Origin of the sequence: Candidatus Kirkpatrickella diaphorinae (genome assembly GCF_025736875.1) — a bacterium.
GTDB classification, from domain to species: Bacteria; Pseudomonadota; Alphaproteobacteria; order Acetobacterales; family Acetobacteraceae; genus Sorlinia; species Sorlinia diaphorinae.
Genome location: NZ_CP107052.1, coordinates 2,141,279 through 2,165,000 on the forward strand (window position 1 = coordinate 2,141,279; position 23,722 = coordinate 2,165,000).

Below are 23,722 nucleotides of genomic sequence, written 5' to 3' on the forward strand. Positions count from 1 at the left end.
TCAAGCCCCCAGATGAGACGTTCGGTCAGGGTTCGGCTGAAAGCTGTGCGTCGTCCGCGCGCAGGTTACGGAGACTTCGCCACTCATAAAGCTGCCAGATGATGATAACGGGGATACCGATCGCCAGGTCACGCCCGCGCCGGAGGAGGGAGATCACCACGCCGCTATCAGCACTGACGCCGACGAGCAGGCCAAGGGCGATATAAGCGGCTTCCTGCACGCCCAAAGCGGCCGGGACGACAAACGAGGCGGACATGATGCCGCAGACAATGCCTTCAATGGCGATGGCTGCGATAAAGCTGACCGGTGCGCCCAGAAGATGGAGCGCGAGATAAGTAATGCCCGCACCACTGATCCAGGCAAGCAGATGCAGAAAGGCACTGAGGGCGACGCGGCCGGGGCGCGCCCATAATGCTTCCAGATAGGATTGAAATTGATGAATATTGTCGTTGATCAGCGCGCCCCAACTATGGGTGATGTGATGGCTTAAAGCCAGTCCAAGGCGGCGCAGCAGCGCACCGCCCTTATGTTGCGTCCAGATAAATCCGGCCACGCCGATGGCGATGATGCTGATGCCGATGAGGGCGGGCACCGTAAATTGCGCGGCGCCGCTGTGGCGCGTCAGGCACAAAATCGCCAGCAGGACAAACGCGATCTGGCCGAGCACTTCGGTCGTGATATCAACGATATTGGTGGCGGCGGCCTCTGCAAGGCCGATCGGCGGCTTGCGACTGCGCGCCGGGCGCTTTTTACAGGTAGCGCGGACGCCGACAATCATGCCGCCTAGTTGCGAGAAGGGGAGGCAGTTACTGACAGCATCCCGGACGGCGCGTGCGCCGATGGCCCGGCCAAGGCCCAATTGCGGGCAGGCCGCAAACCATGCGACCCCCAGAAAGATATTGACCACCAGTTGCGCGAGGACAATATCGGCAAAGCCCCAGGCGCCCAGATGTCCGAAAGCCTCCAGAATGGGACGCACACCCAGTTTGGCCATGATCACTGTGATGACAGCAACGCCAAGGAGGAAGAAGAGGGAGCTGATTGTCTTCAAAGAAAAGGGTCGTCCGGCTTGGTTATAAAGGCGTGGACACGCTGGTGCTGTCGCCAGCTCAACCCATAGCCTCAGGCAGATACCGTCAGGGAATACAGCCCTGAAACACCGGGCTGGCTTTACACCATATTGAACGCCAATGTCATCCTGAAATTTCACTTTACTTTACTTTCTTAACGGTTCGGTTGCCTTAGATGACTTTACTGGTATTCTACGACTCCGACGATTTTGATGAATTTTAGGGCGGGCGATGACGGATTACATCTTTGTTACGGGCGCCACAGGGTTTGTTGGCTCTGCCGTCGCGCGCCAATTGAGCGCGCGTGGGTATCGACTGAAACTTCTGGTGCGAAATGCGGCAAACCGCGCAAATATCGCGGATCTCGACGCTGAAATCGTGACGGGCGATCTGCTTTCCCCGCAAAGCTATGCCCACGCCCTTAAAGGTTGCCGCTATCTCTTCCATGTCGCGGCGGATTACCGCCTCTGGGTGCCTGACCCGACGAAGATGATGCAGGCCAATGTTGAAGGCACGCGGCAACTCATGCTTGCCGCGCTTGAGCATGGGGTGGAACGGATCGTCTATTGCTCATCCGTTGCGGCGCTGGGGCTGACGAAGGATGGTCGTCCCGCTGATGAGACGACGCCTGTTTCAGAGCATGATATTATCGGCGTTTACAAGCGGTCCAAATACCGGGCGGAGCAGGAGGTTCTGCGCCTTGTCCGGGAACGCCAGCTCCCGGCTGTCATCGTCAACCCGTCCACGCCTGTCGGGCCCTGCGACATCAAACCGACGCCAACCGGCCAGATGATCCGTGACATGATCGACCAGCGCATGCCCGCTTACGTCGATACAGGTCTCAACATCGTGCATGTCGATGACGTCGCGAACGGACATATATTGGCGCTTGAGAAAGGTAAAATTGGCGAGAAATATATTCTCGGTGGTGAAAATCTGATGCTGGATCGGTTTTTCTCCCTGATCGGGGAAGTCGCCTGCGTCAAAGTGCCTAAAATCAAACTGAAGCAATCCTGGCTGGTGCCGGTGGCGATTATTTCAGAATGGCTGTCCCGTGGTTTCAGGATGACACCACGCGTCACGCGGGAAACACTCGCCATGTCGCGCAAGAAGATGTTTTTTTCATCCCTCAAAGCGCAGCAGCATTTGGGATATGCGCCCCGTGCCGCGCGGGAAGCCGTTATTGAGGCTGTTGCATGGTTTCGGGCCCATCCGGTCAAAAAACGCTAGAACGCACCGCCAGGTGATGTCCGTGACGCGACAAGGCGGGCGCGGGCGGTTTCCACGTCTGTCACAAAGCTGATAAGCTTGACCCTCACCCAGTTGAGTGACGCGCAACTTTCCCACAGGTTATTGCGCGATATTGCCGGTAAAAATGAGGGAAAAATATGCCATGTGACGCGGATTTAAGCTGGGTTGGCCCCGATGTGACCTCAGGTAAAGGGGCGGGGGATGAGAATTTCCCGGTCGGCACACTGCTGATTTCCCGCCGGAATCGCGGCCATGTCATGGCATATTATCATTTTGCGCGTTGCATCGATGATATCGCCGATGATCCCACCCTCCCGCCGGATCAGAAAGCGGCGCGCCTCTCCGCGATGAACGCGATATTGCGCGGGGCCGACGCGCCGATCGGGCGTCATGATGCGGCGACGGCCGAGACCCTCCATCGGCACTTCAAAAAGCTCGACCTTCCCTATGAAGTCGCGTCCGACCTCATCAAGGCGTTTCAGCAGGATGTCACGAAATCCAGATATGCGAATTGGGCGGAACTGGTCGATTATTGCAGTTTTTCCGCCAATCCTGTCGGGCGGTTTCTGCTTTTGCTGCATGGTGAGTCGGCGGATATTCTCCCCCTCTCTGACGCGCTCTGCACGGCGCTGCAGGTCATCAACCATCTTCAGGATGTGTCAACGGACCTTAAACGACTTGATCGCTGTTACCTCCCGCAGGACTTCCTCAAGCAGGAGGGGGCTGAGGTTGGGGATGTGGCGCTTTCACACAGCAAGCCCGGTTTGAGGCGGGTTTTTGACCGTATGCTGGATGAGGTCGACTCTCTGAATGATCAGGCGGCGACCCTGCCCCCCCTTATACGCAATCGACGCATGCGAATTTACACGGCAATCATCGTCGCATTATCCCGCCACCTTGCGCGCCGCCTCCGGCGGGAAGACCCCGTCGCGGGCCGCGTCAAACTCTCATTATGGGACGTGGTGCGGTCTCTGGGGACGGCGAGCCGCTGCTTAATCTAAAGGATTCCGCATCGCCGGAATGCGCAGGATCCGACATCTTTCCTCACGCATGGCGACATGATTCGCGGGCCGGGCGGCCGCGTCGCTATTTGGCGTTTTGCCATTCTGTGGTGTAAAGAAGGGCGGATCATGCTTTGGTCCGCCGTGTCAACGCCGCGTCCTTTAAAAGCAGATTACTTAACGGTTTGGGGTGTTCTTTTGACTGGATCACGTTTTGACCGCGTGTTGGGTTGTCACGCAGCAGATCTGGCGGCTGTCGAGGCGATTGTCACGCGGGCAGGCACTTCTTTCGCCAAAGGTATGCATATCCTCTCGCGGGAGCGCCGCTACGGCATGTTCGCGATTTACGCATTCTGCCGTGAGGTGGATGACATTGCCGATGGCGATACGAAAGTCGAGAATCCGGTTGAGGAGCTCGAGGCATGGCGTGCCCGTGTCGCACATATCTTTCAGAATGAGACGCAAAACGCACTTGACCGGGTTCTCGCTGCGACAATTCAGGAATTTGACCTGCAGCAGAAGGATTTCGACGCCGTTATTGACGGCATGCTGATGGACGTCCCTGATCCGGTCATCGCGCCGGATGAGGCGGCGCTTGATCTTTACTGTGATCGAGTGGCTTCCGCCGTGGGGCGCTTATCCGTGCGGGTTTTCGGGGATGCGTCTGAGGAGGCGGCGCGTGTCGCGCACCATCTCGGCCGTGCTTTGCAGATGACGAATATTCTGCGCGATATCAAGGAAGATTCGGACCGCGGACGCTTATACCTCCCGCAGGAATTATTATCGCGGTTCAAAGTCCCGGCAGCGCCGCAGGAAGCGCTTTTCGCACCGGGGCTCGACGGTTTGGCGCGTGTCCTGGCGAAGCGCGCGCATGATCATTACCGCCTCGCATGGGCCGCAATGAAAAAATGCGGGAAGAAGCCAATGCGCCCCGCCGCCATGATGGCCGCGTCCTATCAGCCTATCCTCTACGCGCTGGAGAAACGAGGCTGGACACAGCCGGAAAAGCCCGTGCGCGTCAATAAGGCGCTGCGCCTGGCGCGCTCGCTGATTGTCGGGTTTCGTTAGTCATAATGCCCATGATCCACGTTATCGGAGGGGGGCTGGCGGGATTATCCGCCGCCGTCGAATCACTCGGCAATGCAAATGTGCGCGTGTATGAAAGCGCCAAAAGCTGCGGGGGGCGTGCCCGGTCATTTTACGACAAAGCCCTCGACCGTCGGATCGATAATGGCAATCATCTCGTGCTCTCCGCCAATCGCGCAACATTTCGCTTTCTGGGGCTGATCGGCGCTTGTGACGGTCTGACCGGACCCGGCGCACCGATCTTCCCCTGGCATGATGTGGCGACGGGCGAATCCTGGGTGTTGCGCCTCAATGAGGGTCGCTTTCCATTCTGGGCATTCTGTCCCTCCCGGCGCGTGCCGGGGATGCGGTGGCGTGACCTCGTCGTGATGTTGCGCTTACTGCGTTGCCAACCGGATGACGTGGTGGCGTCCTGCTTCGGAAATGATGCTTTATCCCGCCGCTTACTGGCCCCATTCGCGGTTTCCGCTCTGAACACGCCCATCAATGCGGCGGCGGCGTCGCTTCTGAAAAAGGTCGTTCAGGAATGCCTTCTTCAAGGCGGGCGGGCTTGTCGGCCTTTCTACCCAAAACTTGGCCTATCCGAAACATTTGTGACACCAGCGGAGGCCCATCTGGCGCTCATGCGGGCTGAGGTGCGGACAGGATGCCGCGTGACAGGGCTGCAAATTCAGGAGGGTCGGGTCTGTGGCCTGGAGGTGGGCGCGGAAGTCGTCGAGATCGCCCCGGATGACCAGATCGTCATCGCGACACCCGCACCCGTGGCAGCCAGCCTGCTCCAGCCCTTCTGGCCGGAACTGACCGTGCCGGATGCGTTTCAGAGCATCATTAACGTGCATTTCGCCCTCCCGACGCGCACGACCTATCTTGGTGAGGCAGGCCGGGCCGGGTTTACCGGGGTGAATGGCGGCATGACGGAGTGGATTTACCTGAAGCCGGACCTTCTTTCCGTAACGGTCAGCGCGGCCAATTGCTATCTGACAATGGCGCAAGAGGCGCTCACGCAGCAGATCTGGCAGGAGGTGCGCCAGGTCGTCCAGCCCCTAACCGCGACAAAATTGCCACAGGACGCACCGCAGGCACGCGTGATCATTGAGAAACGTGCGACGTTTGCGGCAAGTGTGGCGCAAGATAAACGACGCCCCTCAACAGTAACGCCGCTTTCAAATCTGGTGCTCGCGGGGGACTGGACGCAAACCGGGCTGCCATCAACCATTGAGGGTGCCATTCGTTCTGGTGTAGAAGCCGCGCGCGTTCTCAACCAGCGAAGAATGTTCTGAACGATAGAAAGATGTTTGATAAGGGCGAAGAAAATATGTTGGTTCATTCTGAACGTCCCGCCAATGGGTCGCGACACCCATCAGCGAGTGCGGACATGAATCAGGTTCAGTCGGCCATTAAGTCGGCGCACAGTGTCTTGACGCAGAAGCAGAAAAAAGACGGGCACTGGGTGTTTGAGCTGGAGGCGGATGCGACCATCCCTGCGGAATTCATCCTGCTTGAGCATTTCCTTGACCGTATTGATGAGGATGTTGAGCAGCGTATGGGCGTTTACCTCCGGCGCATTCAGGGGAAGCATGGCGGGTGGCCCCTTTATCATGACGGGGCGTTTGATATTTCCGCTTCGGTCAAAGCTTATTTTGCCCTGAAAGCGATAGGGGATGATGTGGATGCGCCGCATATGCGCCGCGCGCGTGAGGCGATCCTGGCGCATGGAGGTGCTGAACGCGCCAACGTATTCACACGGTTTCAGATGGCGATTTTTGGCGAGGTGCCGTGGCGCGCCACGCCGGTCATGCCGATTGAGCTGGTGCTGATGCCGCGCGCCGGGTTCTTCTCCATCTGGAACATGTCTTACTGGTCCCGCACCGTCGTCACGCCGCTTCTCGTCGTGCGCGCGGTGGAGGCGCAGGCGGTCAATCCTCGCAATATCTCGATTCAGGAACTCTTCGTCACTCCGCCGGAGAAGATTCGCGATTGGAATCACGGGCCGTTCCGTTCCGTCTGGGGGCGGCTCTTCACCGGGATCGACAAGGTTATCCGCCCCATTGAGCCTTTCATGCCCGCCAAATTGCGGAAGAAGGCGATCCAGGCGGCGCTTGATTTCATCGAGCCGCGGCTGAGTGACGGGGGGTTGGGCGCGATCTACCCTGCCATGGCCAATGTCGTCATGATGTATCGCGCACTCGGTGTCAGCGATGATGACCCACGTGCGCGTCAGGCATGGCAGGCCCTTCTGGACCTCATCGTCACCCATGGCGCGGAATCCTATTGTCAGCCCTGCGTCTCACCCGTCTGGGATACGGCGCTGACCGGGCTGGCGATGGTGGAAGCCTCAACGGGAAGCCGCCCGACCGCGCCTGAAGCGACACGCGACATGCTCGGCAAAACCGCCGCCTGGCTGCGTGAGCGCCAGATTCTGGACATTAAAGGCGATTGGGCGATGAATACGAAAGCGCGGCCAGGGGGCTGGGCTTTCCAATATGATAATGATTACTACCCGGATGTTGATGACACGGCGGTCGTCGGGATGTTGCTCCACCGGGAAGACCCGAAGGCCAACAAAGAAGCGATTGCTCGTGCGCGGGAATGGATCATCGGCATGCAGAGCAGCAATGGCGGGTGGGGCGCATTCGACGTTGATAATAATCTGGATGCGTTGAACCATATTCCGTTTGCGGACCATGGCGCGCTTCTCGACCCGCCCACGGCAGATGTCTCTGCGCGTTGCATCTCCTTCCTCTCACAATTGGCGCTGCCGGAAGATCGCGATGTTATTGATCGCGGCGTCGCCTATCTTCTGCAGGAGCAGGAGAAAGACGGCTCATGGTTCGGCCGATGGGGCACGAATTATATTTACGGCACATGGTCCGTGCTCTGCGCGCTGAATGCGGCCGGGCTTGATCATGACCACCCCGCCATAAGCCGGGCTGTAACGTGGCTGGAAAGCGTACAACGGGAAGATGGGGGATGGGGCGAGGATTGCGCGACATTTGAAGGCGCACCGCCCGGGCGATATCATGAGAGCCTCCCATCGCAGACAGCCTGGGCCACCCTTGCCCTGATGGCGGCAGGCCGCAAGGACAGTCCCGCCGTGGCACGCGGTATCGCTTCCCTCGTCGCCGCGCAGGGTGAGGATGGTGAATGGCAGGAGAAACCGTTTAACGCGGTTGGTTTTCCGAAGGTCTTTTACCTCCGTTACCATGGTTACCGTCAGTTTTTCCCGCTCATGGCGCTCAGCCGTTATCGCAACCTTGCTGCGAGCAATTCTGGCAAGGTGGAATACGGGTTTTGAAACTCGGCATTCTTGTCGGACTCAAGGCGGAAGCCCGATTGATACGACCCGTCTTCCCGGATGCGGTGATCGCGATCAGCGGCGCCACGCGACAAGGGGCCATGCGGGGCGTTGAGACGCTCAGGCGTCACGGGGCGGAGGCGCTGCTTTCCTTCGGTTGTGCGGGCGGCCTGTCTGAAGATGCGCGGGTTGGGGACATTCTGACGCCTGATTGGGTGCTTGTGGACGGCCAGACTGTCACCTGCGACATTGATCTGCTCGGCGCGCTGGGGCTTGATCGCCGAGGCGCGTCATCAGGCGGGCTTTACCATAGTGACGTGGCGGTGACGCGCGCGACTGACAAGCATCGCCTCTGGACGGAAACGCATTGCCGCGCCGTGGATATGGAAAGCGGCGTTGTCGCTCTTTCCGGTTTGCGGTTCTGTGTGCTTCGCGTCATTTGCGATGATGCAGCGCGGGACCTGCCCAAAGCGGTCGAAAGCATCATGGGGAACGGGCGCATTTCATTCTTCCGCATCGCGACATCCCTCATTATGTCGCCGAGCCAGATCCCTGACCTCATGAGGCTGGGTGGTGACGCGCGCAAGGCCCGCCAATCCATGGCGGCATATCTCGGGGAAAAATAAAAAACGGTCGCTGTTACGTGCGGACTTTACGCAAGGGCGCGCGGTGCGCTGACCGTCACAACCTGGCCCCCCGCGTAACTCTCGCTTTTATCGCGACGCCTTATGTTGCGTCGCGAGGCGCTTCATCCAGACCTGATGCACTTTTTCTGCCGAGTCGGACCGCGCGTGCGGGGGCGTCGTCACATTCGGTTTGACGTGTCGCTTCCCAAGTGCGGGGGCGGCGCCGGATGCCGGGTGGATGGACACGTCATTCAAAGCCTGCTCACAAAGGCTCCCTTTACCGACGCCGAATTGAATTGTCGGCAGGACCAGTGCCGGCGGAAAAGCCGCCGCCAAAGCCGCCGTTGCCGCGGCGCGCCCGATAATTTCAGCACCCGGCAGAACGGAGGGCGCGCGAAGGGAGCCGGAAATATTCACCTTCCCCGGGAGGGAGAGGATGGAGAAAGATGTGCTGCGGGTCGTCACATGGTAATCGAGTTTTTCTGTCCGGAGATTGATGGTGCCGCCGCCAAGCGTGCGCGTATCATCTGTCTGGAGCAGGAAAGCCCGGGTGGAGAGCACACCGTTATTCAGCGGTAGATCGGCCACAAAACATTTGAGATACGTCTTCTCGGGCAAGCCCAACGCCGAAAGCAGCGCGCTCCCCAATTTGAGACCTAAAAGATTGGGCAGGAGGGCGGTGATCTCACCCCCCCGATCAATCACGAGCGAGACACCCCCATCGCCATTACCGAGAAGGCTGGCGATAGAGTTTCCGCGGGCGGAGAGTTTCGCATGTCCACCCATGCGCCCCTCACTATCCTTACCGCCCAGCCCTTGAAGGAGCTTACCAAGGGGGAGGCTCTTCGCATCGACGGCGATATTGGCCGCAAATTGCTTGGCGCCCGCGGGTTTTAGCGTGCCCTTCAGGAAAAGCTCGCCCGACCCGATTGCGTAGCTTAAGCGCTTAATATCAATCGCCCCGTGATCAATGACGACATCGGCATTGATATTATCGAAAGGCGTGTTCTTATTTTGAATATGGTCGCCGTGATAAACGAGATGCGCATTGACGGCGTTGAGCTTGGGAATATTGATCGGGTCAGCGGGCAGGAACTTGCCGCGTTGCGCCTGCGCCTTATCCTCCGCTTTGCCCGGCTTGGTCCCGATAAACCCACCGAGATCGGCGAGATCAACATTTTTGGAATGGAGGCGGGCATCGACATAAGGGGGCTTGTCGCGCGGGCTGACGGCAATCGTGCCGCCAATATCGGAGTTGCCCATGCGCCCGGCAAAATTACTGAAGCGGATCATTTCGGCGGAATAAGCGAGTTGGCCTTTAACGTCGAAGGGCGGGGTGTGCGGGATGGGGATGCCCGTCAGGCCGTAAAGCAGCGCCATATCCGGCCCGGAGAAATGCAGAAGCAGATCCGTCCCTTTGAAATGTAGCGGGTCCTTGACGACGCCCTTCAGATCGACGCGGGTCGGGCCATTATCGACGCGCGCCTCTATGGGGTAAGGATGGGATTCGTGCGTCAGGTCCTTCAGCGACCCTGCTTTGATCTGCGCGGTGATGGGGGCATTATCATAGCGCCCCTGCGCGTTGATCAGAATATCCCGATCCCCGTCCTGGCGCGGCTTGGAGGTCGCAATCGCGACTTCCATGTCCGTTTTAGGTTTGGCGAGCGCAACGTTGATCTTGCCGTCAGAGACGATCAGATCCCCGATTTTCGGGAGGGAAGACGGGTCAAACGGCTTGCTATCTTTCGGCGCGGATTCGGAGGAAGGGTCGCTGAACTGGTAATTCGCCGTGCCATCCGCTTTGGAAGCGAGGTCAGCCCGCGGCGTGTCGATTTTGATGAGGGGCAGTTCTTTGCCGTGGCCGGTCAGATAACGCCAGACATCGAACGATACCACGATGTCCTTGATCGACGCGAAATCGGCTTTCCGATCCTCAAACGCTTTAGGTTGCGCGATCCGCAGCCCTTCAACTTCAAGCGATGTCGTGCGCCAGGGGCGTAGATGGAGGTGCTCTATCGAGACTTTGCGGCCCAGCGCCGCTGAGGCCTGTTTCTCAACCAATGGGATAAACCAGTCACCCCGGGCGAAGAGGATGAGAAACACGATGATGGCGGCAAAAATATACAGGGTCAGCATCGGCCAGCTTTGCCAACGATTTGTGCCGGATGTGTCGGATTTCTTAAAGAGGCTCATAAATATCCCGTCCCTCTTGACCTTGCTGCACGCGCCCCCTGGAGAAAAACCTGTCAGCCACCCCGAAGCGCTGAAGACGCCCGAAATTTTGTAAGAGTCGGCTTGACGATCATGTCATCGATTCAGACCCACTTTACCATTACGAACCGCGTTTTATAAGGTTGCGCCCAGCGCCCCTGTGACGATGCGGGAAAATGAGGATGTGGGCAGGGCGTATGGGGCCGGGGGTGTCGGCGGCGCCCACATTCCGGCTGAGATTGCGACCTATCCCCGCGCCTTTGAGATCGCCATCATGTCATCACCCGTCGCGAGGGGCGATGACGTGATCAATCCATTTTCAGGGCGGCCAGGAAGGCTGATTGCGGGATTTCAACCTTGCCGAATTGGCGCATCCGCTTTTTGCCCTCTTTCTGCTTCTCAAGCAGTTTCCTCTTACGGGAAATATCACCGCCATAACATTTGGCCGTCACGTCCTTTGAGAGCGCCCCCAGCGTTTCACGCGCGATAATGCGTGAGCCGATTGAGGCCTGGATCGCGATTTTGAAAAGCTGCCGCGGGATGAGTTCCTTCAATTTGGCGCAGATGGCCCGCCCCCGTGTCTCCGCGACCGCGCGATGGGCGATGAAAGCGAGCGCATCCACAGGCTCCTGATTGACGAGGATGGAGATGCGCACCAGGTCACTCTCCTCGTAACCGTCCATCTGGTAATCGAAGCTCGCATAACCGCGGGTCAAAGATTTGAGGCGGTCATAAAAGTCGAAAACGACCTCATTAAGCGGCAGGCGGTAGACGGCCATGGCCCGCGCCCCGACATAAGTCAGGTCAATCTGCACGCCGCGCCGCTCACTGCAGAGGGTGAGGACGCTGCCAAGATACTCATCCTGCACCAAAATCGTCGCTTTGATCCATGGTTCTTCCAGAGCGGTGATTTTGCCAGGGTCCGGCATGTCGGCCGGGTTGTGCAGCTCCTCAATCGTTCCGTTGGTGAGGTGCATCCGATAGACGACGGAAGGCGCCGTGGCGATCAGATCGAGATTGAATTCCCGCGAGAGACGTTCCTGGATGATCTCAAGATGTAACAGCCCGAGAAAGCCACATCGGAAGCCGAAACCGAGCGCGGCTGAGGTTTCCGCCTCAAAATGGAATGACGCGTCATTCAGGCGCAATTTGCCAAGGGAATCGCGCAATTTATCAAAGTCATCAGCATCAACGGGGAAGAGCCCGCACCAGACAACCGGGATGGAGGGTTTGAAGCCGGCAAGCGGCTTTTCTGCCGGGCGGCGGTCAAGCGTGACCGTGTCCCCTACCGCCACATCAGCCACGGTTTTGATGGCCGCATTGATATAGCCCATCTCCCCCGGGCCAAGCGCCTCTACCCCCGTCATTTTCGGCAGGAACACGCCGACCTGATCGACATGATAGGTTGAACCTGTCTGCATCATGCGGATTTTATCGCCGCGTTTCACTGTGCCTTGCATGATGCGCACGAGGATGATGACGCCGAGATAAGGGTCATACCAGCTATCGACGAGCAGCGCCTGCAAGGGTGCTTCCGCATCACCCGTCGGGGCGGGAAGGCGGGTGACGAGCGCTTCCAGGACACCTTCAATATTGAGCCCGGTCTTGGCTGAGACTTCAACCGCGTCATCGGCGGGGATGCCAATGACCTCTTCAATCTGGTCGCGCACGCGCGCCACATCTGCGGCGGGAAGATCCACTTTATTCAGGACGGGGACGATTTCATGACTCGCATCAATCGCCTGATAGACATTGGCAAGTGTCTGCGCCTCCACCCCCTGCGATGCGTCAACGACGAGAAGCGACCCCTCACACGCCGCGAGACTGCGGCTGACCTCATAGGCGAAATCCACGTGGCCCGGTGTGTCCATCAGATTAAGGATGTAAGTCTGACCATCTTTTGCCGGATAAGAGAGGCGCACGGTCTGCGCCTTGATCGTGATCCCGCGCTCCTGTTCCAGCTCCATATTATCAAGGACCTGGTCTTTCATTTCCCGGGAGGTCAGGGCACCGCAAGCCTGTATCAGCCGGTCGGCCAATGTTGATTTGCCGTGGTCAATATGTGCGATGATCGAGAAGTTTCGGATCAGGGAAAGGGGCGTGCCGGTCATGAGCGGATAGATAAACGCATTTGCCGCCCTTGTCATTACCTATGCGCGGTGTCGCATCGCGCCTTGCCGGGCCTTTTACCGGTCCGTCAGGCGGAATTCGATGCGGCGGTTTCGGGCATAAGCCTCAAGCGTATCATGCGGGTCAATCGGTTGATAATCCGAGAAACCGGTTGCGGCCAGATGATGCGGATCAATCCCCGCAGTAATCAGTGCTTTGACCACTGTCGTCGCCCGCGCTGTTGAAAGCTCCCAATTGCTGACGAAACTCGAATGGATCGGCATTTTATCCGCATGGCCATCGACCCTGAGGATCCAGGGAAGGTCTTTGGGAATGCGTCGCGCGACGGAATGCAATGTCTCTGCCAGAACGGTGATTTCTCTACGCCCTTCGGGCGTCAGCTCTGCACTGCCGGTCGGAAATAATATGGCGCTTTGGAGCACGAAGCGGTCTCCGACGACAGAGATTCCTTTCTGGCTTTTCAGCACTTTCTGGAGTTTCTCGAAAAATTCGGAGCGATAGCGGTTCAGCTCATTGACCTTGTCCGCCAACGCGATATTCAATTTTTCACCCAGATTGGTAATCTGCTGGTCTCGATCTGCAATATCTTTCTGCGAAACATCCAGGGCTTGGGCGATGGCGTTGAGCTGCGCATTCAGCTCGGTAATCTGTGCCTGCAATGTTGCCAGGGTCGCCACGCTTTCCGTCGCGGTGGTGTTAGCCGCCTCCTGCGCCGCGTCACGTTCCGTTGTGAGGGAGGCGACCTTGTTTTTAAGCGCGAAATTGCGCTTTTCAGTAAGGGACAGCGTGTGCTGCAAGGCAGCAACTTCACGCTTCAACGTATCAAGACTATGCGTCCGGCGATTTAGCGCAGTGGCAAGAAATTGTTGGCTCAGCACAAATACGAGCAGGACAAATGTCACGACCATCAATAATGTCGATAAGGCATCGACATAACCGGGCCAGGCATTCAGCTCATGCGATGCGCCGCGGCGGGATCGCCTTGCCATCAGGATGACGCGCCGGGCTGCGAATGATCATGGCTTCCTGCGGCAACTGTTTTCGCCAGAAGGCGCAAGCCATTCCGCACTTCCCCGACAAGATCGTCCCGGCCCGACGTGATGGCGCCGGAGAGCGCCGCCAATGTAGCGTCGAGCCGCTCCATCCGACGTGACATCACGTCACCTGCATGCTCCGAGGACGTCTCTGACAGGTTTTGCTCACTCATGCGTTTCAGATAGGGGCTGACAGCGGCATTTGTGTCTGCAACACGCTGGAGCGCGCGTTGATTGGCTGAGATGGTCTCGGCATTCTGCCGCATATTTTCCTGCAAACCAGCCATGAGGGCGACAAGCTGCGTGCGCGTCTCTTCGTTTTTCCCGAGAATGCGTTGCAGGCTTTCGAGATGTTCTGCCGTCTGCTCAAGCAATGCGCTGACATAAGCGGGCACGGCAGCCCCGTTATTATCCGTCGTGACGGGTGACGCCGTACTCGTCTGGCCGACGAGCCATTCTTCCATCTCATTGAAGAAGCGATTCTGTGCCTGGCCCGCTGTAAGGTCCAGAAAACCGAGGATAAGCGCTCCCGCCAGCCCGAACATGGAGCCGGAGAAAGCGGTTGCCATCCCGTGCAGAGGTTGCGCTAGGCCGATTTTGAGCTGGTCAAACATGACGTCGAGATTCTGGTCCCCGGCCGTCAGGCCGCCAATCACCCCGGCAATGGCGTTGACCGTCAGTAAAAGCCCGTAAAACGTCCCCAGCAGGCCGAGAAAGATCAGCAGGCTTGTGAGATAACGGGAGATTTCCCGCCCCTCATCCAGACGTCCGGACAAACTATCCAGCGCCGCCTGACTCGCCTGAAATGACAAACGCACACGGTCACCACCCTGATTGAGCGTGATGAGTCGCGCCAGAGGGGCGAGGAGGCGTGGTGGGTCCGGTTGCACAAGCGCAGTGCGGGATTGACGGAGCGTCTCCGCCCATTTCACTTCCGGGAAAAGCCGTAAAGCGACGCGGATATTCCACAAAATGCCAATCAGAAGCACGGCGAGGATAAAACCATCCAGGACCGGGTTGGACATGAAGGCGCGATAAAGTGTCTGATGCAGCACAAACCCGATCAACCCGACCAGTACGAGAAACAGGATCATCCGGGCAAGGTAACGATGCGGTCGGGTCATGGCGTGGTCTTTTGCGGTTTATGCGGGTAATAGGCCTCACTTGGCGGCGCAGGCGCGGCACCCACAGCGATGATCTCAAGCTTGTCCGGCGGCGCGATATCCCCTTTCGGCAGGCCCTCGGCGCGCGGATAAATCCGCGTTGTCGCCACGCCTTCATTGATCAGCACGGACCGGACGATCAATGCGCGCGCCAGTGATATACGCCGCGGGACGGAAGGGTCATCCGCCTGCCCACTTGCATAGGACCGTATCGTGATGCGCAATCCCGGCTCTTTAGCCAGCGAGGCGGCATATGTTTTCAGGGCCGTCAGCATGTTTTCATTCAGATTTGCGCTGCCCGGCTGATAAACCAGCACCATACCCTGCGCCGTCTTCCGAACGCGGCCCTGCGCTTTCGGGTCGATAATGACGGGGGTGGGCGCGACGGGCGGGTGGGTCTCGACGGCGACCGGAGGCGGCGCGATGACGACCGATTTCGGCGGCGCGGGTGGCACGTCAGGCGGCGGCCCCACGCGACGCTCCGCCTCAAGATGGGAGGGCGGCATGGCGGGCGCGTTGTTTAAACCCTTATTTGACGGCGTCGCCGACGTGTCCGTCTTCTGAGGGGTGGCAGGAGCGGCAGGCAGGCGTTTCACATTTTGCTGCCGTGGGGCCTGCTTGACGGGTGCGACCTCATCAAGGGCGCCGAGATTTGTCGAAACCTCCGCAGAGGCGCTGCCCACATTGATACAGAGCGCGCCGATTGCGGCCATCGGGCTGTAAAGGTGCGGCACATGCCTGAAAAGGCACGAGATCGGACCGCTCGATAGGAACCTGCTCGATTTCATGCGATCATCCCGCTTTATTCAGAAAGGGATTGCAACACCGTTACACGCAACGGTCCATGCAAATGACTATTTCCGGCCACGACATTGACATCCTGATCAAAGTCGCTGATTTCCTGCCCTTCCGGCGTGGTGACGTAACCACCAGCTTCTTTGACGAGAAGAATGCCCGCGGCGCAATCCCACGGCTTGAGCCCGATCTCCCAGAAACCTTCATAGCGACCTGCGGCCAGCCAGGCGAGGTCAAGCGCTGCGGCCCCGAAACGACGTATACCCGCCACTTGTGGCATAAGGCGCGTCAATACGCGAAGGAAAGGTGCGCGCAATCCCTCCTGCACTTTGGCGAAGGGGATCCCGGTGGAAAAAACAGCCTCCGACATGATGCGCCGCGCTGAGACGCGCAGACGGCGATCATTGAGGAAAGCGCCCACGCCTTTCTCCGCCCAGAACATCTCATTGGTTGCGGGATTATAAACGATGGCGGCCGCGATTTCCGTCTGCCCATCCGAGAAACGGCGTTGCAAAGCGATTGAAATGGCCCATTGAGGGATGCCGTGCAGGAAGTTGGTCGTCCCGTCCAGCGGGTCAACAATCCAGCGCCAGGACCAGTTATCACCGCCGGAAGCGCCGCTCTCCTCCATCAGGAAAGCATAGCCCGGGCGTGCCCGCGCCAGTTCCTCGCGCAATGTTGCCTCAGCGCGCAGATCGGCCTGGGTGACGAAATCACCCGGTCCTTTGATGCTGACCTGAAGTTGTTCCACTTCGGAAAAATCCCGCAACAGGCGCTTCGCCGCCTTGATGGCGGCATTTTGCATGACGGTAATGTGCGGGGAGAGGCGCATAAATAACGAGTCCTGATAACGAAAAAGAAATTGAAAATGCGACGCCCTCGTAAAAGCGCGTTGCTTTTAAGATTTTACTTTGCGCGCTCGACGTAGGAGGCGTCTTCCGTCCGGACGACGACCTTTTCCCCCGCTTCAATAAAAGGCGGCACCATGGTTTTGACACCGTTGGAAAGAAGAGCCGGTTTGTAGGAGGAACTGGCGGTCTGGCCTTTCACGACAGGGTCAGCCTCGACAATTTCCAACGTCACATTGGGCGGAAGTGAGACGCCAACCGGGTCGCCTTCAACGAGCTTGACGTTAAGCGCCATATTATCCTGCAGAAAAGGCAGTTGATCCCCAAAGAAATCCTTGTGCAGCACGACCTGCTCAAATGTTTCCGGGTCCATCAGGACGATGTTGTCGCCATCCTCATAGGAGTATGTATAGTCCTTATCCTCTGTCATCAGGCGCTCAACCGTATCCGCCGTCCGCCAGCGCTCATTGGTTTTGTTGCCCGACGTCAGGTCACGCATTTCAACCTGAATAAACGCGCCGCCTTTGCCGGGTGTGATGATCTGCTGCTTCAGAACACTCCATCGACGTCCATCATGCTCGATGACTTGGCCGGCGCGGATCAGGTTAGCCTGCTGTTTCATAAAATCTTACTCTCTGGGACGTGTCGAACGGGTTCAGGTCACTGCCATAGCGGCCCGCGGAGGTTTTTTACGCTTCTCGCGGGGTTTGGGCAAGACGGCGGCAGCACGGAGTCCGTGCATGGGCGGCGGGCAGAGCGGATCGCGTTGGGAGACCTGTCAGAAATCGCTGTTCGGCCATTTGTGGTGGCGGCCCTTCGGGTCCGTGACGCCCTCCATCATTGTCGGGCCCGCCTCAAGATAATGCGGTCCCAGCGGCACTTTGCCATATCCGCCAGCAATATCCATTACATAAGTCGGCCAGGCGAGGCCCGTCACCCGCCCGCGTAAACCGCGCAGAATGTTCAGCCCTCTCTCAACAGGCACTCGGAAATGCTCTGTCCCTGGGGCCGGGTCAAGATGATGAAGGTAATAGGGTTTGACGCCAAGCCGCACCAGCCGCCGCAATAAGGCCTCCATCACCTCCACCGAATCATTGACGCCGCGCAGCAGGACGGATTGACTTAACATTGGAATGCCGCGCTTTTGCACGTGGCGCAGTGCCTGGGACGCCGCTTCGGACAGTTCGGCGGCGTGGTTGACATGGGTGACAAGCCAGAGGGCCTTCTCCGTTGAAAGCGCGTCCAGAAGGGCCGGGGTCAGTCTTTCAGGGTCCGCCACCGGCACGCGGGAATGGATGCGGATGATGTCGATATGCGCCATGTCAGAGAGGGCGGCGATGATGCGCCCCAGGCGGCGGGGGCTGAGCATGAGGGGATCCCCGCCTGTCAGGATCACCTCTCGCACGTCCGGATGCTGGCGGAACCAACCCAGCGCGGCTTCAAGTTCCGCATCTGTCAGCAGGCCCCCTTCCGCGCCAACGCGTTCCCGCCGGAAGCAGAAGCGGCAGTAAATGGGGCAGATGAGAAGCGGCGTGAGCAACGCGCGATCTTCATATCGATGCACAACGCCTTTAACCGGCGTATGACGCGCATCGCCAATCGGGTCCGCCATCTGAAACGCGGCCTGATCAAGCTCTTCCACACGCGGGATAACCTGACGACCAATCGGGTCGTCGGCAGATTGAATGAGGTCGCGGAAGGCCGGCGTAATCGCGATATCGTAACGTGCCTCAACAAGGCGCAGGGGGTCCATCATGGCGGGGCTGACAAGGCCAGCCTCGACCAATGCGGCGACATCCCTTATGGAACTGGATTTGGCGTTTCCCGACATATCGGCGCGTCTTTAACGTAAGTCTCGACGGAGGTAAATGAAACGATGCGCTCCCGACCCGCCGTCACGGACCGTCTGCCGCTTCTGCGCCGTCGCCTGTTGGTGATCAAAGCGATACGCGCTTTTTTCGAGGCCCGGAATTATCTGGAAGTTGAAACGCCTTATCTCGTGCCCAATCCGGGTGAGGAAGTGCATCTGAAATGTTTCGGCACATCTCTGATGACGCCGGACGGGCAGATCCTGCCGAGATACCTCCATACAAGCCCTGAATTTGCGATGAAACGCCTCATGGCGGAACTGAAATCCCCGCTCTTCCAACTGGCGCGTGTCTGGCGCAATGGGGAGCAGAGCGCGACCCATCTGCCGGAATTCACCATGCTGGAATGGTATCGGCCTCATGCGTCCCTTTCCGATCTGATGGATGAGACAGAGGCGCTCATACGCTGTACCTGCCCACCCATATTCTCCTATCATGGTCACGAAATCGATCTCACAGCGCCATTTGAGAGAATGACGGTGAATGAGGCATTTCAGCGTTATATCGGGGTCGATCTCCTGACGATCGGTGAGGCGGCGCCGGCGCTTGCCCACGCGGCGGGCACTTCTCTAAGGGCAGGTGAAAGCTGGGAGGATCTGTTTTTCCGCCTCATGCTGGAGCGTATTGAGCCGCAGATCGGGCGGACGCGGCCTTGTTTCCTTACGCATTGGCCCGTGGCCCAGGCCGCTCTGGCCCGCCGTGACCCTGCGGATGATCGTGTTGCCCTGCGCTTCGAGCTTTATCTGGCGGGCATTGAACTCGCCAACGCTTTTGAGGAACTGACTGATGCGGTTGAGCAGCGGTCGCGCTTCGAGCGTGATCGTGCGCGTCGCATGGTATTGACGCCGGATCAGGATTGGCCCCTCGACGAAGCATTTCTGGCCGCCCTCCCGGATATGCCGCCTTGCAGCGGTATCGCTTTGGGTGTGGATCGACTCGTCATGCTGGCTGCTTCCACGACAGAGATTGCAAATATCCGTTGGATTGAATAACGTGATGGCCAGTGTCGTGTGTTGTGAAACGCCTTGCGCAGGGTTTGCCGAGACGCGCGTTTCATCGTGATACGACAACAAAGATGGTGGCATTCTGATGCGATTGTTACGATTTCTGCCGGTCATCGGGGTGTTAGCCCTCTCAGCCTGCGCGACGCCCACATTGCAGCAACGTAAAGTTCTCGATTCCATGATCGGCAAATCCGATGTGGATGTCGTCCGGGCCTTCGGTGTGCCTTCCCGAAGCTTTGAGGCGGGTGGCCGCGTCTTCCTCGCTTATATTAATAATCAGACGGATTACACGCCCGGAAGTGGCGGTTGGGGCTGGGGTTTCGGCGGCGGCCCCTGGGCTGGCGGATGGGGTGGCCCGTGGGGCGGCGGCCCTTGGGGTGGTGGCTGGGGTGGTATGTATGTGCCGCCGACAGCTTATAACGTGTCCTGTCAGACCACCTTTGAGCTGCTCAAAGGGCGTGTTGTCGATTGGACGATGCGAGGTGACGGTTGCTAAAAAGCCCTTCGAGATATCCCGGCATGGTCCGTATCTTTCTCAGGCGTTTCACTGGCCTGCCGGGCCTCGGCGCCGTGCTGTTGACAGCGTGTTCCGGCACGTCGCACCTTTCTGACGGCAAAGTCAGCCCGCAACCGGCCCTCTCGCAGAAATCCGTCGTCACGACGAAAATCCTGCCGACAACCGACCCGGATGTGACATTCGCGCAGTTTCATCAGGAGAAGATCACATCTCCCATCGCCTATCACACCCCGCCCGTGTCCGCTTTCCGGGATCGTCCTTTCAAGGACACGCTCAGCACATCGCTCGAAGCTGCAGATTACATTTTTGCGTTGAAAAAAGCGGGTTGGTTTCCCCTATTGGGCGGTGACATTTCCCTGACAATTCTCGTGCCCTCCAATGAGGCGATGGAAGCGGATGCGCGTTTTGCGGACCAGTCGATTTTCCAGCCCGAACGTAAGGCGGCACTGCGTCAAGCGCTTGGTGGGACGATCCTGATCGGCACCTGGGACAAGTCGCATATCATGGCGGCCCTCAAACGTCATCGCGCCACGACGCTCGCGCTCCGCACGATCGACCATCGCTTCATTAATGTGTCGATGGACGCACAGACTCTTCAGCCGGTCTTTATCGGGGCAGGCGGGAAAGCCCTTATCCTCTGGGGTGACGCGACGGAACAGACAAATGGCGTGTTCTACATCGCAAAAAACCTTATCGACCCGGTATCCCCAACGCCGAAAGCTGGGCGCACAATGTTGCAAACGGCGCATTGAAATCGAGCCTTAACAGCAGGAAATCGACGCCGAGCCGGGTCAGTGCCTCAACCTCATTTGCCGTTTCAATGTTTTCGCAAACGAGCGGTAATTCCGTCATTTCCATCCACCAGGCGGCGAGGTCTGTCTGGTCGGCATTGATGGCAATATAGTCAGCGCCAGCCTCCCCGGCTTGCATGGCGGTGTCGCGACTTCCGCCACAGAAAACGCCAAGCTGCGTGTCAGCGGGGAGGCGCTTGCGTATCATATCAATCGGGCCGGATGCGTTGCTGATATGCACCCCGTCACATCCAAGCGCTGCAACCCCTTCAGGCCAATCTTTCAGCATGAGAGCGACATTATTTTGCAGGCAAGTCTCCCGAATAGCCTCAACCTGCTGTCGAATTTGCGCTTCACCGTCAAAATCGACGCAGAACGCTGCGGGTTGGTAACGGTCCAGAATGGACGTGAAGCACGTCAGGGCGTCGTGACTTGAGAATGGTAAGGTGGCGGCCAAATAGAGTTCCGTTTTCATAATGGCGTCATGCATGTGCAACATCCTTATTCTGCAGCGCCATGATCCAGATATCCCGATAAAAGGTGCTGTTGATAATGTTCCGGAAATTCGGGCTTCAACGTCAAAGCCGCGGGGCGATCTGACAGAATGTCAGCGCCGCATGTCTGCGCCAGTGCGGTGAGGGCGGCCCGTTGCGCGGCGTTTACCTGAAAAACCACGCCTGATTGCCCCCCCCGTAAGGAGGTCGCGGCCAGATTGGCCGAATCACCACAATCGATTACGGACGGAATATCGAGTCCTGAGACGACAGCATGCCACCAGGGGAAACCCATCAGGGCAGCGCAATCAACGGGGGAGATGAAAGTGATCTGCCGACCGCGCGCCCATTGCGCGGCACGTATTGCTGTCAGCCGGTCAGAAATTTCTATGAAACGACCATATGATTTCAATCGAAACCTACCCCCTTGACGCTTGAGGCCGAAAAAGCTTCCCTGTCTCGGTCATTATGTCGTGCACCGCGCCGCCGCATATGCATTGGAGAGCTGAGCCATGTCCGCAGACGATGATCCTCTAACCCGTTTGGAAGCTGCTATGCAACGTATCGCATATGCCATTGACCGGCGCGCAGCGACTGAACCTGCGCCCGAGCCGGTCGCCTCGGAGGAGAAAAGAAGCGTCGCCGCGCATATCGACCTCCTCATTGCACGCATTGATGACGTGCTTGATCGCTGCACATCCGAAGAAGAGGATCATTGATGGCTCAGGTCACAATTCAGCTCAACGGATATAATTACACAGTCAATTGTCAGGATGGTGAGGAAAATCACCTTCGCGCCATGGCAGCGCAGATTGAAAAACGCATTGACCGCGTGCGGGGCCTGGGCACGCAGGGCGGGGAGGTGCGCACGCTTGTTCTGGCGGCACTTCTGATGGCGGATGAGATCTTTGACTTATCCCAGGCCAAGCTTCCCGCAGGTGCAAATGAAGCGATCGCGCAGGCTGAGCATTTGTTGAGGGATGCAGAAATGCGCAATCAACGGTTAAAAATCCTGACGGAACGCGCAGAGTCCATTGCGGAGACTCTTGAACATCCCTAAATTACACATCGGGACTGCCTGGTGCGTCAGCCAATCTAACCCCTGGGCCGATAAGCACTTCCTAGGGAGCTGGCTCTGACGTGATCGTGGTCATGTTATCTGGCGCCCACCTGCGTGAGCAGGTCCGGGAGGGTTTGAAGGCGGACGGCTATGGTGGTTCCACCTCATGCGCGGGCTGACATCGCCGCGCAGAAATCGGCGCTGCGTGCGCAAATGGTGCGTCAACGCGGCACCGCGTCATTCTCTGATAATGAAAGTCAGAAATTAATCGAGCACCTCACCGCCTATCTCGAAACGCGGACGGAGTCGGTTATTGCCGGGACCTGGCCCTTGCCGGGCGAAATCGACATCCGGCCCGCATTGACGCTTTTGCGGGAAAGAGGCCGTCAAATCGTCCTTCCCGAGACAATGCCGCGTGGGCAGGCTTTGAAATTCAGGGAATGGACGGAAGCGACGCCCATGAAGACGGGGCGTTACGGCACTTCCTATCCGGAAAGCGCTTATCGGGATCCTGCGCTCATCCTTGTGCCCCTTCTGGCGTTCGATCAACGCCTCTACCGATTAGGGTATGGCGGCGGTTATTATGATCGAACCCTTGCCTCACTGAAGGTGCATGCTGTCGGTTTCGCCGCGTCATGGCAGGAGGTTGAGACCGTGCCGCGCGATGAGTTCGATATTCCGATGAATGTCATTGTGACGGAACGCGGCATTTTATCAGCTTTATAGAATTTTGAAGGGCAGGTTAGCGTGCGTATTCTTTTCCTCGGCGATATTGTCGGGCGATCGGGCCGGGATGTCGTAATGGCCAACGTTCCGCAACTAAAGGAAAAATGGGCGCTGGACGGCGTCATTGTGAATGGTGAAAACGCATCGCACGGTTTCGGCCTGTCGACGAAAATAGCGCGAGATCTTTTCACGGCGGGTGTGGATGTGATCACGTTGGGCAATCATGCGTGGGACCGCCGTGACCTCATGCGGGAAATCAGCCAATACCCGCAGATTGTGCGGCCGCTCAACTACCCTCCCGGCACGCCGGGGCAGGGCTTCCATATTTTTGAGACCGGACGCGGCAAGCGCATTCTTGTGGTTAATGTCATGGGGCGGCTTTTCATGAACCCACTTGATGACCCATTCCGTGCGATGGATGAGCTGCTGGCGAAATATCGCCTGATGGCCAATGTGCACGCCATCATCGTGGATATCCATGCTGAGACCACAAGTGAGAAGATGGCTTTCGGGCATCACCTTGATGGACGCGTGTCGCTCGTCGTCGGGACGCATACGCATGTGCCGACGGCAGATCACCGCATTTTATCGAAGGGCACGGCTTATCAGACGGATGCCGGTATGTGCGGGGATTATGACAGCGTCATCGGGATGATGAAGGCGGCCTCCCTTTCCCGATTCACGCGCGGCATATCGACGGAACGGTTGGAGCCGAGTTCAGGCGAGGGGAGTTTATGCGGCGTTTTAGTCAC

The 23,722-nt window shown here is 58.2% G+C and carries 24 protein-coding genes and 1 other RNA gene (1 of these 25 only partly in view); 14 read left to right on the forward strand and 11 right to left on the reverse strand.

What is annotated here, in order from left to right:
* Positions 1-25: 25 nt before the first annotated feature.
* On the reverse strand, positions 26-1,051 hold the full coding sequence (locus N5W20_RS09440) for a lysylphosphatidylglycerol synthase domain-containing protein (RefSeq protein WP_319806883.1): 1,026 nt from the start codon (positions 1,049-1,051) through the stop codon (positions 26-28).
* A 250-nt stretch (positions 1,052-1,301) separates the two neighbouring features.
* Between N5W20_RS09440 and hpnA the strand changes: the two genes are divergently transcribed.
* The 6 genes from hpnA to N5W20_RS09470 all read left to right on the forward strand — a co-directional run bounded on the left by hpnA (position 1,302) and on the right by N5W20_RS09470 (position 8,329).
* On the forward strand, positions 1,302-2,300 hold the full coding sequence (gene hpnA / locus N5W20_RS09445; RefSeq protein WP_319806884.1) for a hopanoid-associated sugar epimerase: 999 nt from the start codon (positions 1,302-1,304) through the stop codon (positions 2,298-2,300).
* A 158-nt stretch (positions 2,301-2,458) separates the two neighbouring features.
* Positions 2,459-3,322, forward strand: a complete 864-nt coding sequence (hpnC, locus tag N5W20_RS09450; protein WP_319806885.1) for a squalene synthase HpnC — start codon at positions 2,459-2,461, stop codon at positions 3,320-3,322.
* A gap of 198 nt (positions 3,323-3,520) precedes the next feature.
* On the forward strand, positions 3,521-4,390 hold the full coding sequence (gene hpnD, locus N5W20_RS09455) for a presqualene diphosphate synthase HpnD (protein WP_319806886.1): 870 nt from the start codon (positions 3,521-3,523) through the stop codon (positions 4,388-4,390).
* Positions 4,391-4,401: 11 nt separating this feature from the next.
* Positions 4,402-5,688, forward strand: coding sequence for a hydroxysqualene dehydroxylase HpnE (gene hpnE / locus N5W20_RS09460; protein WP_319806887.1), 1,287 nt, complete (start codon positions 4,402-4,404; stop codon positions 5,686-5,688).
* A gap of 35 nt (positions 5,689-5,723) precedes the next feature.
* On the forward strand, positions 5,724-7,703 hold the full coding sequence (gene shc / locus N5W20_RS09465) for a squalene--hopene cyclase (RefSeq protein WP_408869405.1): 1,980 nt from the start codon (positions 5,724-5,726) through the stop codon (positions 7,701-7,703).
* A complete protein-coding gene (locus N5W20_RS09470) occupies positions 7,700-8,329 on the forward strand; it encodes a phosphorylase family protein (RefSeq protein WP_319806888.1) in 630 nt (209 codons plus the stop codon). Before shc ends, N5W20_RS09470 begins: the two co-directional genes overlap by 4 nt.
* 87 nt (positions 8,330-8,416) lie before the next feature.
* On the opposite strand, the gene N5W20_RS09475 is transcribed toward N5W20_RS09470, so the two are convergent.
* From N5W20_RS09475 to N5W20_RS09510, 8 genes are all read right to left on the reverse strand, one after another.
* Complete coding sequence (locus N5W20_RS09475) at positions 8,417-10,522, reverse strand: AsmA family protein (RefSeq protein ID WP_319806889.1); 2,106 nt, start codon at positions 10,520-10,522, stop codon at positions 8,417-8,419.
* Positions 10,523-10,848: 326 nt separating this feature from the next.
* Entirely contained in the window at positions 10,849-12,651 is a 1,803-nt protein-coding gene (gene lepA / locus N5W20_RS09480) for a translation elongation factor 4 (protein WP_319807887.1), read from the reverse strand.
* A 75-nt stretch (positions 12,652-12,726) separates the two neighbouring features.
* A complete protein-coding gene (locus tag N5W20_RS09485) occupies positions 12,727-13,659 on the reverse strand; it encodes a peptidoglycan -binding protein (protein WP_319806890.1) in 933 nt (310 codons plus the stop codon).
* Positions 13,659-14,828, reverse strand: a complete 1,170-nt coding sequence (locus N5W20_RS09490) for a flagellar motor protein MotA (protein ID WP_319806891.1) — start codon at positions 14,826-14,828, stop codon at positions 13,659-13,661. Before N5W20_RS09490 ends, N5W20_RS09485 begins: the two co-directional genes overlap by 1 nt.
* Complete coding sequence (locus tag N5W20_RS09495) at positions 14,825-15,655, reverse strand: OmpA family protein (protein ID WP_319806892.1); 831 nt, start codon at positions 15,653-15,655, stop codon at positions 14,825-14,827. The genes N5W20_RS09490 and N5W20_RS09495 overlap by 4 nt, the downstream gene beginning before the upstream one ends.
* Positions 15,656-15,669: 14 nt before the next feature.
* Complete coding sequence (locus tag N5W20_RS09500) at positions 15,670-16,494, reverse strand: inositol monophosphatase family protein (RefSeq protein ID WP_319806893.1); 825 nt, start codon at positions 16,492-16,494, stop codon at positions 15,670-15,672.
* 74 nt (positions 16,495-16,568) lie between these two features.
* Complete coding sequence (gene efp, locus N5W20_RS09505; protein WP_319806894.1) at positions 16,569-17,132, reverse strand: elongation factor P; 564 nt, start codon at positions 17,130-17,132, stop codon at positions 16,569-16,571.
* 156 nt (positions 17,133-17,288) lie between these two features.
* Complete coding sequence (locus N5W20_RS09510; protein ID WP_319806895.1) at positions 17,289-18,341, reverse strand: lysine-2,3-aminomutase-like protein; 1,053 nt, start codon at positions 18,339-18,341, stop codon at positions 17,289-17,291.
* A 45-nt stretch (positions 18,342-18,386) separates the two neighbouring features.
* Between N5W20_RS09510 and epmA the strand changes: the two genes are divergently transcribed.
* The 3 genes from epmA to N5W20_RS09525 all read left to right on the forward strand — a co-directional run bounded on the left by epmA (position 18,387) and on the right by N5W20_RS09525 (position 20,651).
* Positions 18,387-19,370: an EF-P lysine aminoacylase EpmA gene (gene epmA / locus N5W20_RS09515; protein WP_319806896.1), complete on the forward strand. Its 984-nt coding sequence runs from the start codon at positions 18,387-18,389 to the stop codon at positions 19,368-19,370.
* 97 nt (positions 19,371-19,467) lie between these two features.
* A complete protein-coding gene (locus N5W20_RS09520; RefSeq protein WP_319806897.1) occupies positions 19,468-19,878 on the forward strand; it encodes a hypothetical protein in 411 nt (136 codons plus the stop codon).
* Positions 19,879-19,901: 23 nt separating this feature from the next.
* Positions 19,902-20,651: a hypothetical protein gene (locus N5W20_RS09525; RefSeq protein WP_319806898.1), complete on the forward strand. Its 750-nt coding sequence runs from the start codon at positions 19,902-19,904 to the stop codon at positions 20,649-20,651.
* Here N5W20_RS09525 and N5W20_RS09530 read toward each other — a convergent pair.
* Both N5W20_RS09530 and N5W20_RS09535 read right to left on the reverse strand, forming a co-directional pair.
* The gene (locus N5W20_RS09530; protein ID WP_319806899.1) at positions 20,590-21,180 is read right to left on the reverse strand and encodes a thiamine phosphate synthase; all 591 of its coding nucleotides are present in this window, start codon (positions 21,178-21,180) and stop codon (positions 20,590-20,592) included. The genes N5W20_RS09525 and N5W20_RS09530 overlap by 62 nt on opposite strands.
* 11 nt (positions 21,181-21,191) lie before the next feature.
* On the reverse strand, positions 21,192-21,596 hold the full coding sequence (locus N5W20_RS09535; RefSeq protein ID WP_319806900.1) for a hypothetical protein: 405 nt from the start codon (positions 21,594-21,596) through the stop codon (positions 21,192-21,194).
* 142 nt (positions 21,597-21,738) lie between these two features.
* On the opposite strand from N5W20_RS09535, the gene N5W20_RS09540 reads away from it, so the two are divergent.
* The 5 genes from N5W20_RS09540 to N5W20_RS09560 all read left to right on the forward strand — a co-directional run.
* Positions 21,739-21,903, forward strand: coding sequence for a hypothetical protein (locus N5W20_RS09540; RefSeq protein WP_319806901.1), 165 nt, complete (start codon positions 21,739-21,741; stop codon positions 21,901-21,903).
* Positions 21,903-22,244, forward strand: coding sequence for a cell division protein ZapA (locus N5W20_RS09545; RefSeq protein WP_319806902.1), 342 nt, complete (start codon positions 21,903-21,905; stop codon positions 22,242-22,244). Before N5W20_RS09540 ends, N5W20_RS09545 begins: the two co-directional genes overlap by 1 nt.
* Positions 22,245-22,252: 8 nt before the next feature.
* Positions 22,253-22,408: non-coding RNA, 6S RNA (gene ssrS, locus N5W20_RS09550), on the forward strand.
* On the forward strand, positions 22,395-22,970 hold the full coding sequence (locus N5W20_RS09555) for a 5-formyltetrahydrofolate cyclo-ligase (RefSeq protein WP_319806903.1): 576 nt from the start codon (positions 22,395-22,397) through the stop codon (positions 22,968-22,970). The genes ssrS and N5W20_RS09555 overlap by 14 nt, the downstream gene beginning before the upstream one ends.
* A 21-nt stretch (positions 22,971-22,991) precedes the next feature.
* Positions 22,992-23,722: the 5' portion of a TIGR00282 family metallophosphoesterase gene (locus tag N5W20_RS09560; RefSeq protein WP_319806904.1), read on the forward strand. It continues 85 nt past the right edge of the window; the window shows 731 of its 816 coding nt (coding positions 1-731); its start codon is at positions 22,992-22,994; its stop codon lies beyond the right edge, outside the window.

What these genes read in the sequence shown, in the direction of transcription:
- hpnC (WP_319806885.1), top strand. Translation starts at nt 2,459, where the DNA reads ATGCCATGTGACGCGGATTTAAGCTGGGTTGGCCCCGATGTGACCTCA.
- N5W20_RS09525 (WP_319806898.1), top strand. Translation starts at nt 19,902, where the DNA reads ATGGTCCGTATCTTTCTCAGGCGTTTCACTGGCCTGCCGGGCCTCGGC.
- shc (WP_408869405.1), top strand. Translation starts at nt 5,724, where the DNA reads ATGTTGGTTCATTCTGAACGTCCCGCCAATGGGTCGCGACACCCATCA.
- N5W20_RS09510 (WP_319806895.1), bottom strand. Translation starts at nt 18,341, where the DNA reads ATGTCGGGAAACGCCAAATCCAGTTCCATAAGGGATGTCGCCGCATTG.
- epmA (WP_319806896.1), top strand. Translation starts at nt 18,387, where the DNA reads ATGCGCTCCCGACCCGCCGTCACGGACCGTCTGCCGCTTCTGCGCCGT.
- N5W20_RS09475 (WP_319806889.1), bottom strand. Translation starts at nt 10,522, where the DNA reads ATGAGCCTCTTTAAGAAATCCGACACATCCGGCACAAATCGTTGGCAA.
- N5W20_RS09490 (WP_319806891.1), bottom strand. Translation starts at nt 14,828, where the DNA reads ATGACCCGACCGCATCGTTACCTTGCCCGGATGATCCTGTTTCTCGTA.
- efp (WP_319806894.1), bottom strand. Translation starts at nt 17,132, where the DNA reads ATGAAACAGCAGGCTAACCTGATCCGCGCCGGCCAAGTCATCGAGCAT.
- N5W20_RS09520 (WP_319806897.1), top strand. Translation starts at nt 19,468, where the DNA reads ATGCGATTGTTACGATTTCTGCCGGTCATCGGGGTGTTAGCCCTCTCA.
- N5W20_RS09500 (WP_319806893.1), bottom strand. Translation starts at nt 16,494, where the DNA reads ATGCGCCTCTCCCCGCACATTACCGTCATGCAAAATGCCGCCATCAAG.
- N5W20_RS09545 (WP_319806902.1), top strand. Translation starts at nt 21,903, where the DNA reads ATGGCTCAGGTCACAATTCAGCTCAACGGATATAATTACACAGTCAAT.
- N5W20_RS09530 (WP_319806899.1), bottom strand. Translation starts at nt 21,180, where the DNA reads ATGCATGACGCCATTATGAAAACGGAACTCTATTTGGCCGCCACCTTA.
- N5W20_RS09495 (WP_319806892.1), bottom strand. Translation starts at nt 15,655, where the DNA reads ATGAAATCGAGCAGGTTCCTATCGAGCGGTCCGATCTCGTGCCTTTTC.
- hpnA (WP_319806884.1), top strand. Translation starts at nt 1,302, where the DNA reads ATGACGGATTACATCTTTGTTACGGGCGCCACAGGGTTTGTTGGCTCT.
- N5W20_RS09485 (WP_319806890.1), bottom strand. Translation starts at nt 13,659, where the DNA reads ATGGCAAGGCGATCCCGCCGCGGCGCATCGCATGAGCTGAATGCCTGG.
- N5W20_RS09555 (WP_319806903.1), top strand. Translation starts at nt 22,395, where the DNA reads ATGGTGGTTCCACCTCATGCGCGGGCTGACATCGCCGCGCAGAAATCG.
- hpnE (WP_319806887.1), top strand. Translation starts at nt 4,402, where the DNA reads ATGATCCACGTTATCGGAGGGGGGCTGGCGGGATTATCCGCCGCCGTC.
- N5W20_RS09540 (WP_319806901.1), top strand. Translation starts at nt 21,739, where the DNA reads ATGCAACGTATCGCATATGCCATTGACCGGCGCGCAGCGACTGAACCT.
- lepA (WP_319807887.1), bottom strand. Translation starts at nt 12,651, where the DNA reads ATGACCGGCACGCCCCTTTCCCTGATCCGAAACTTCTCGATCATCGCA.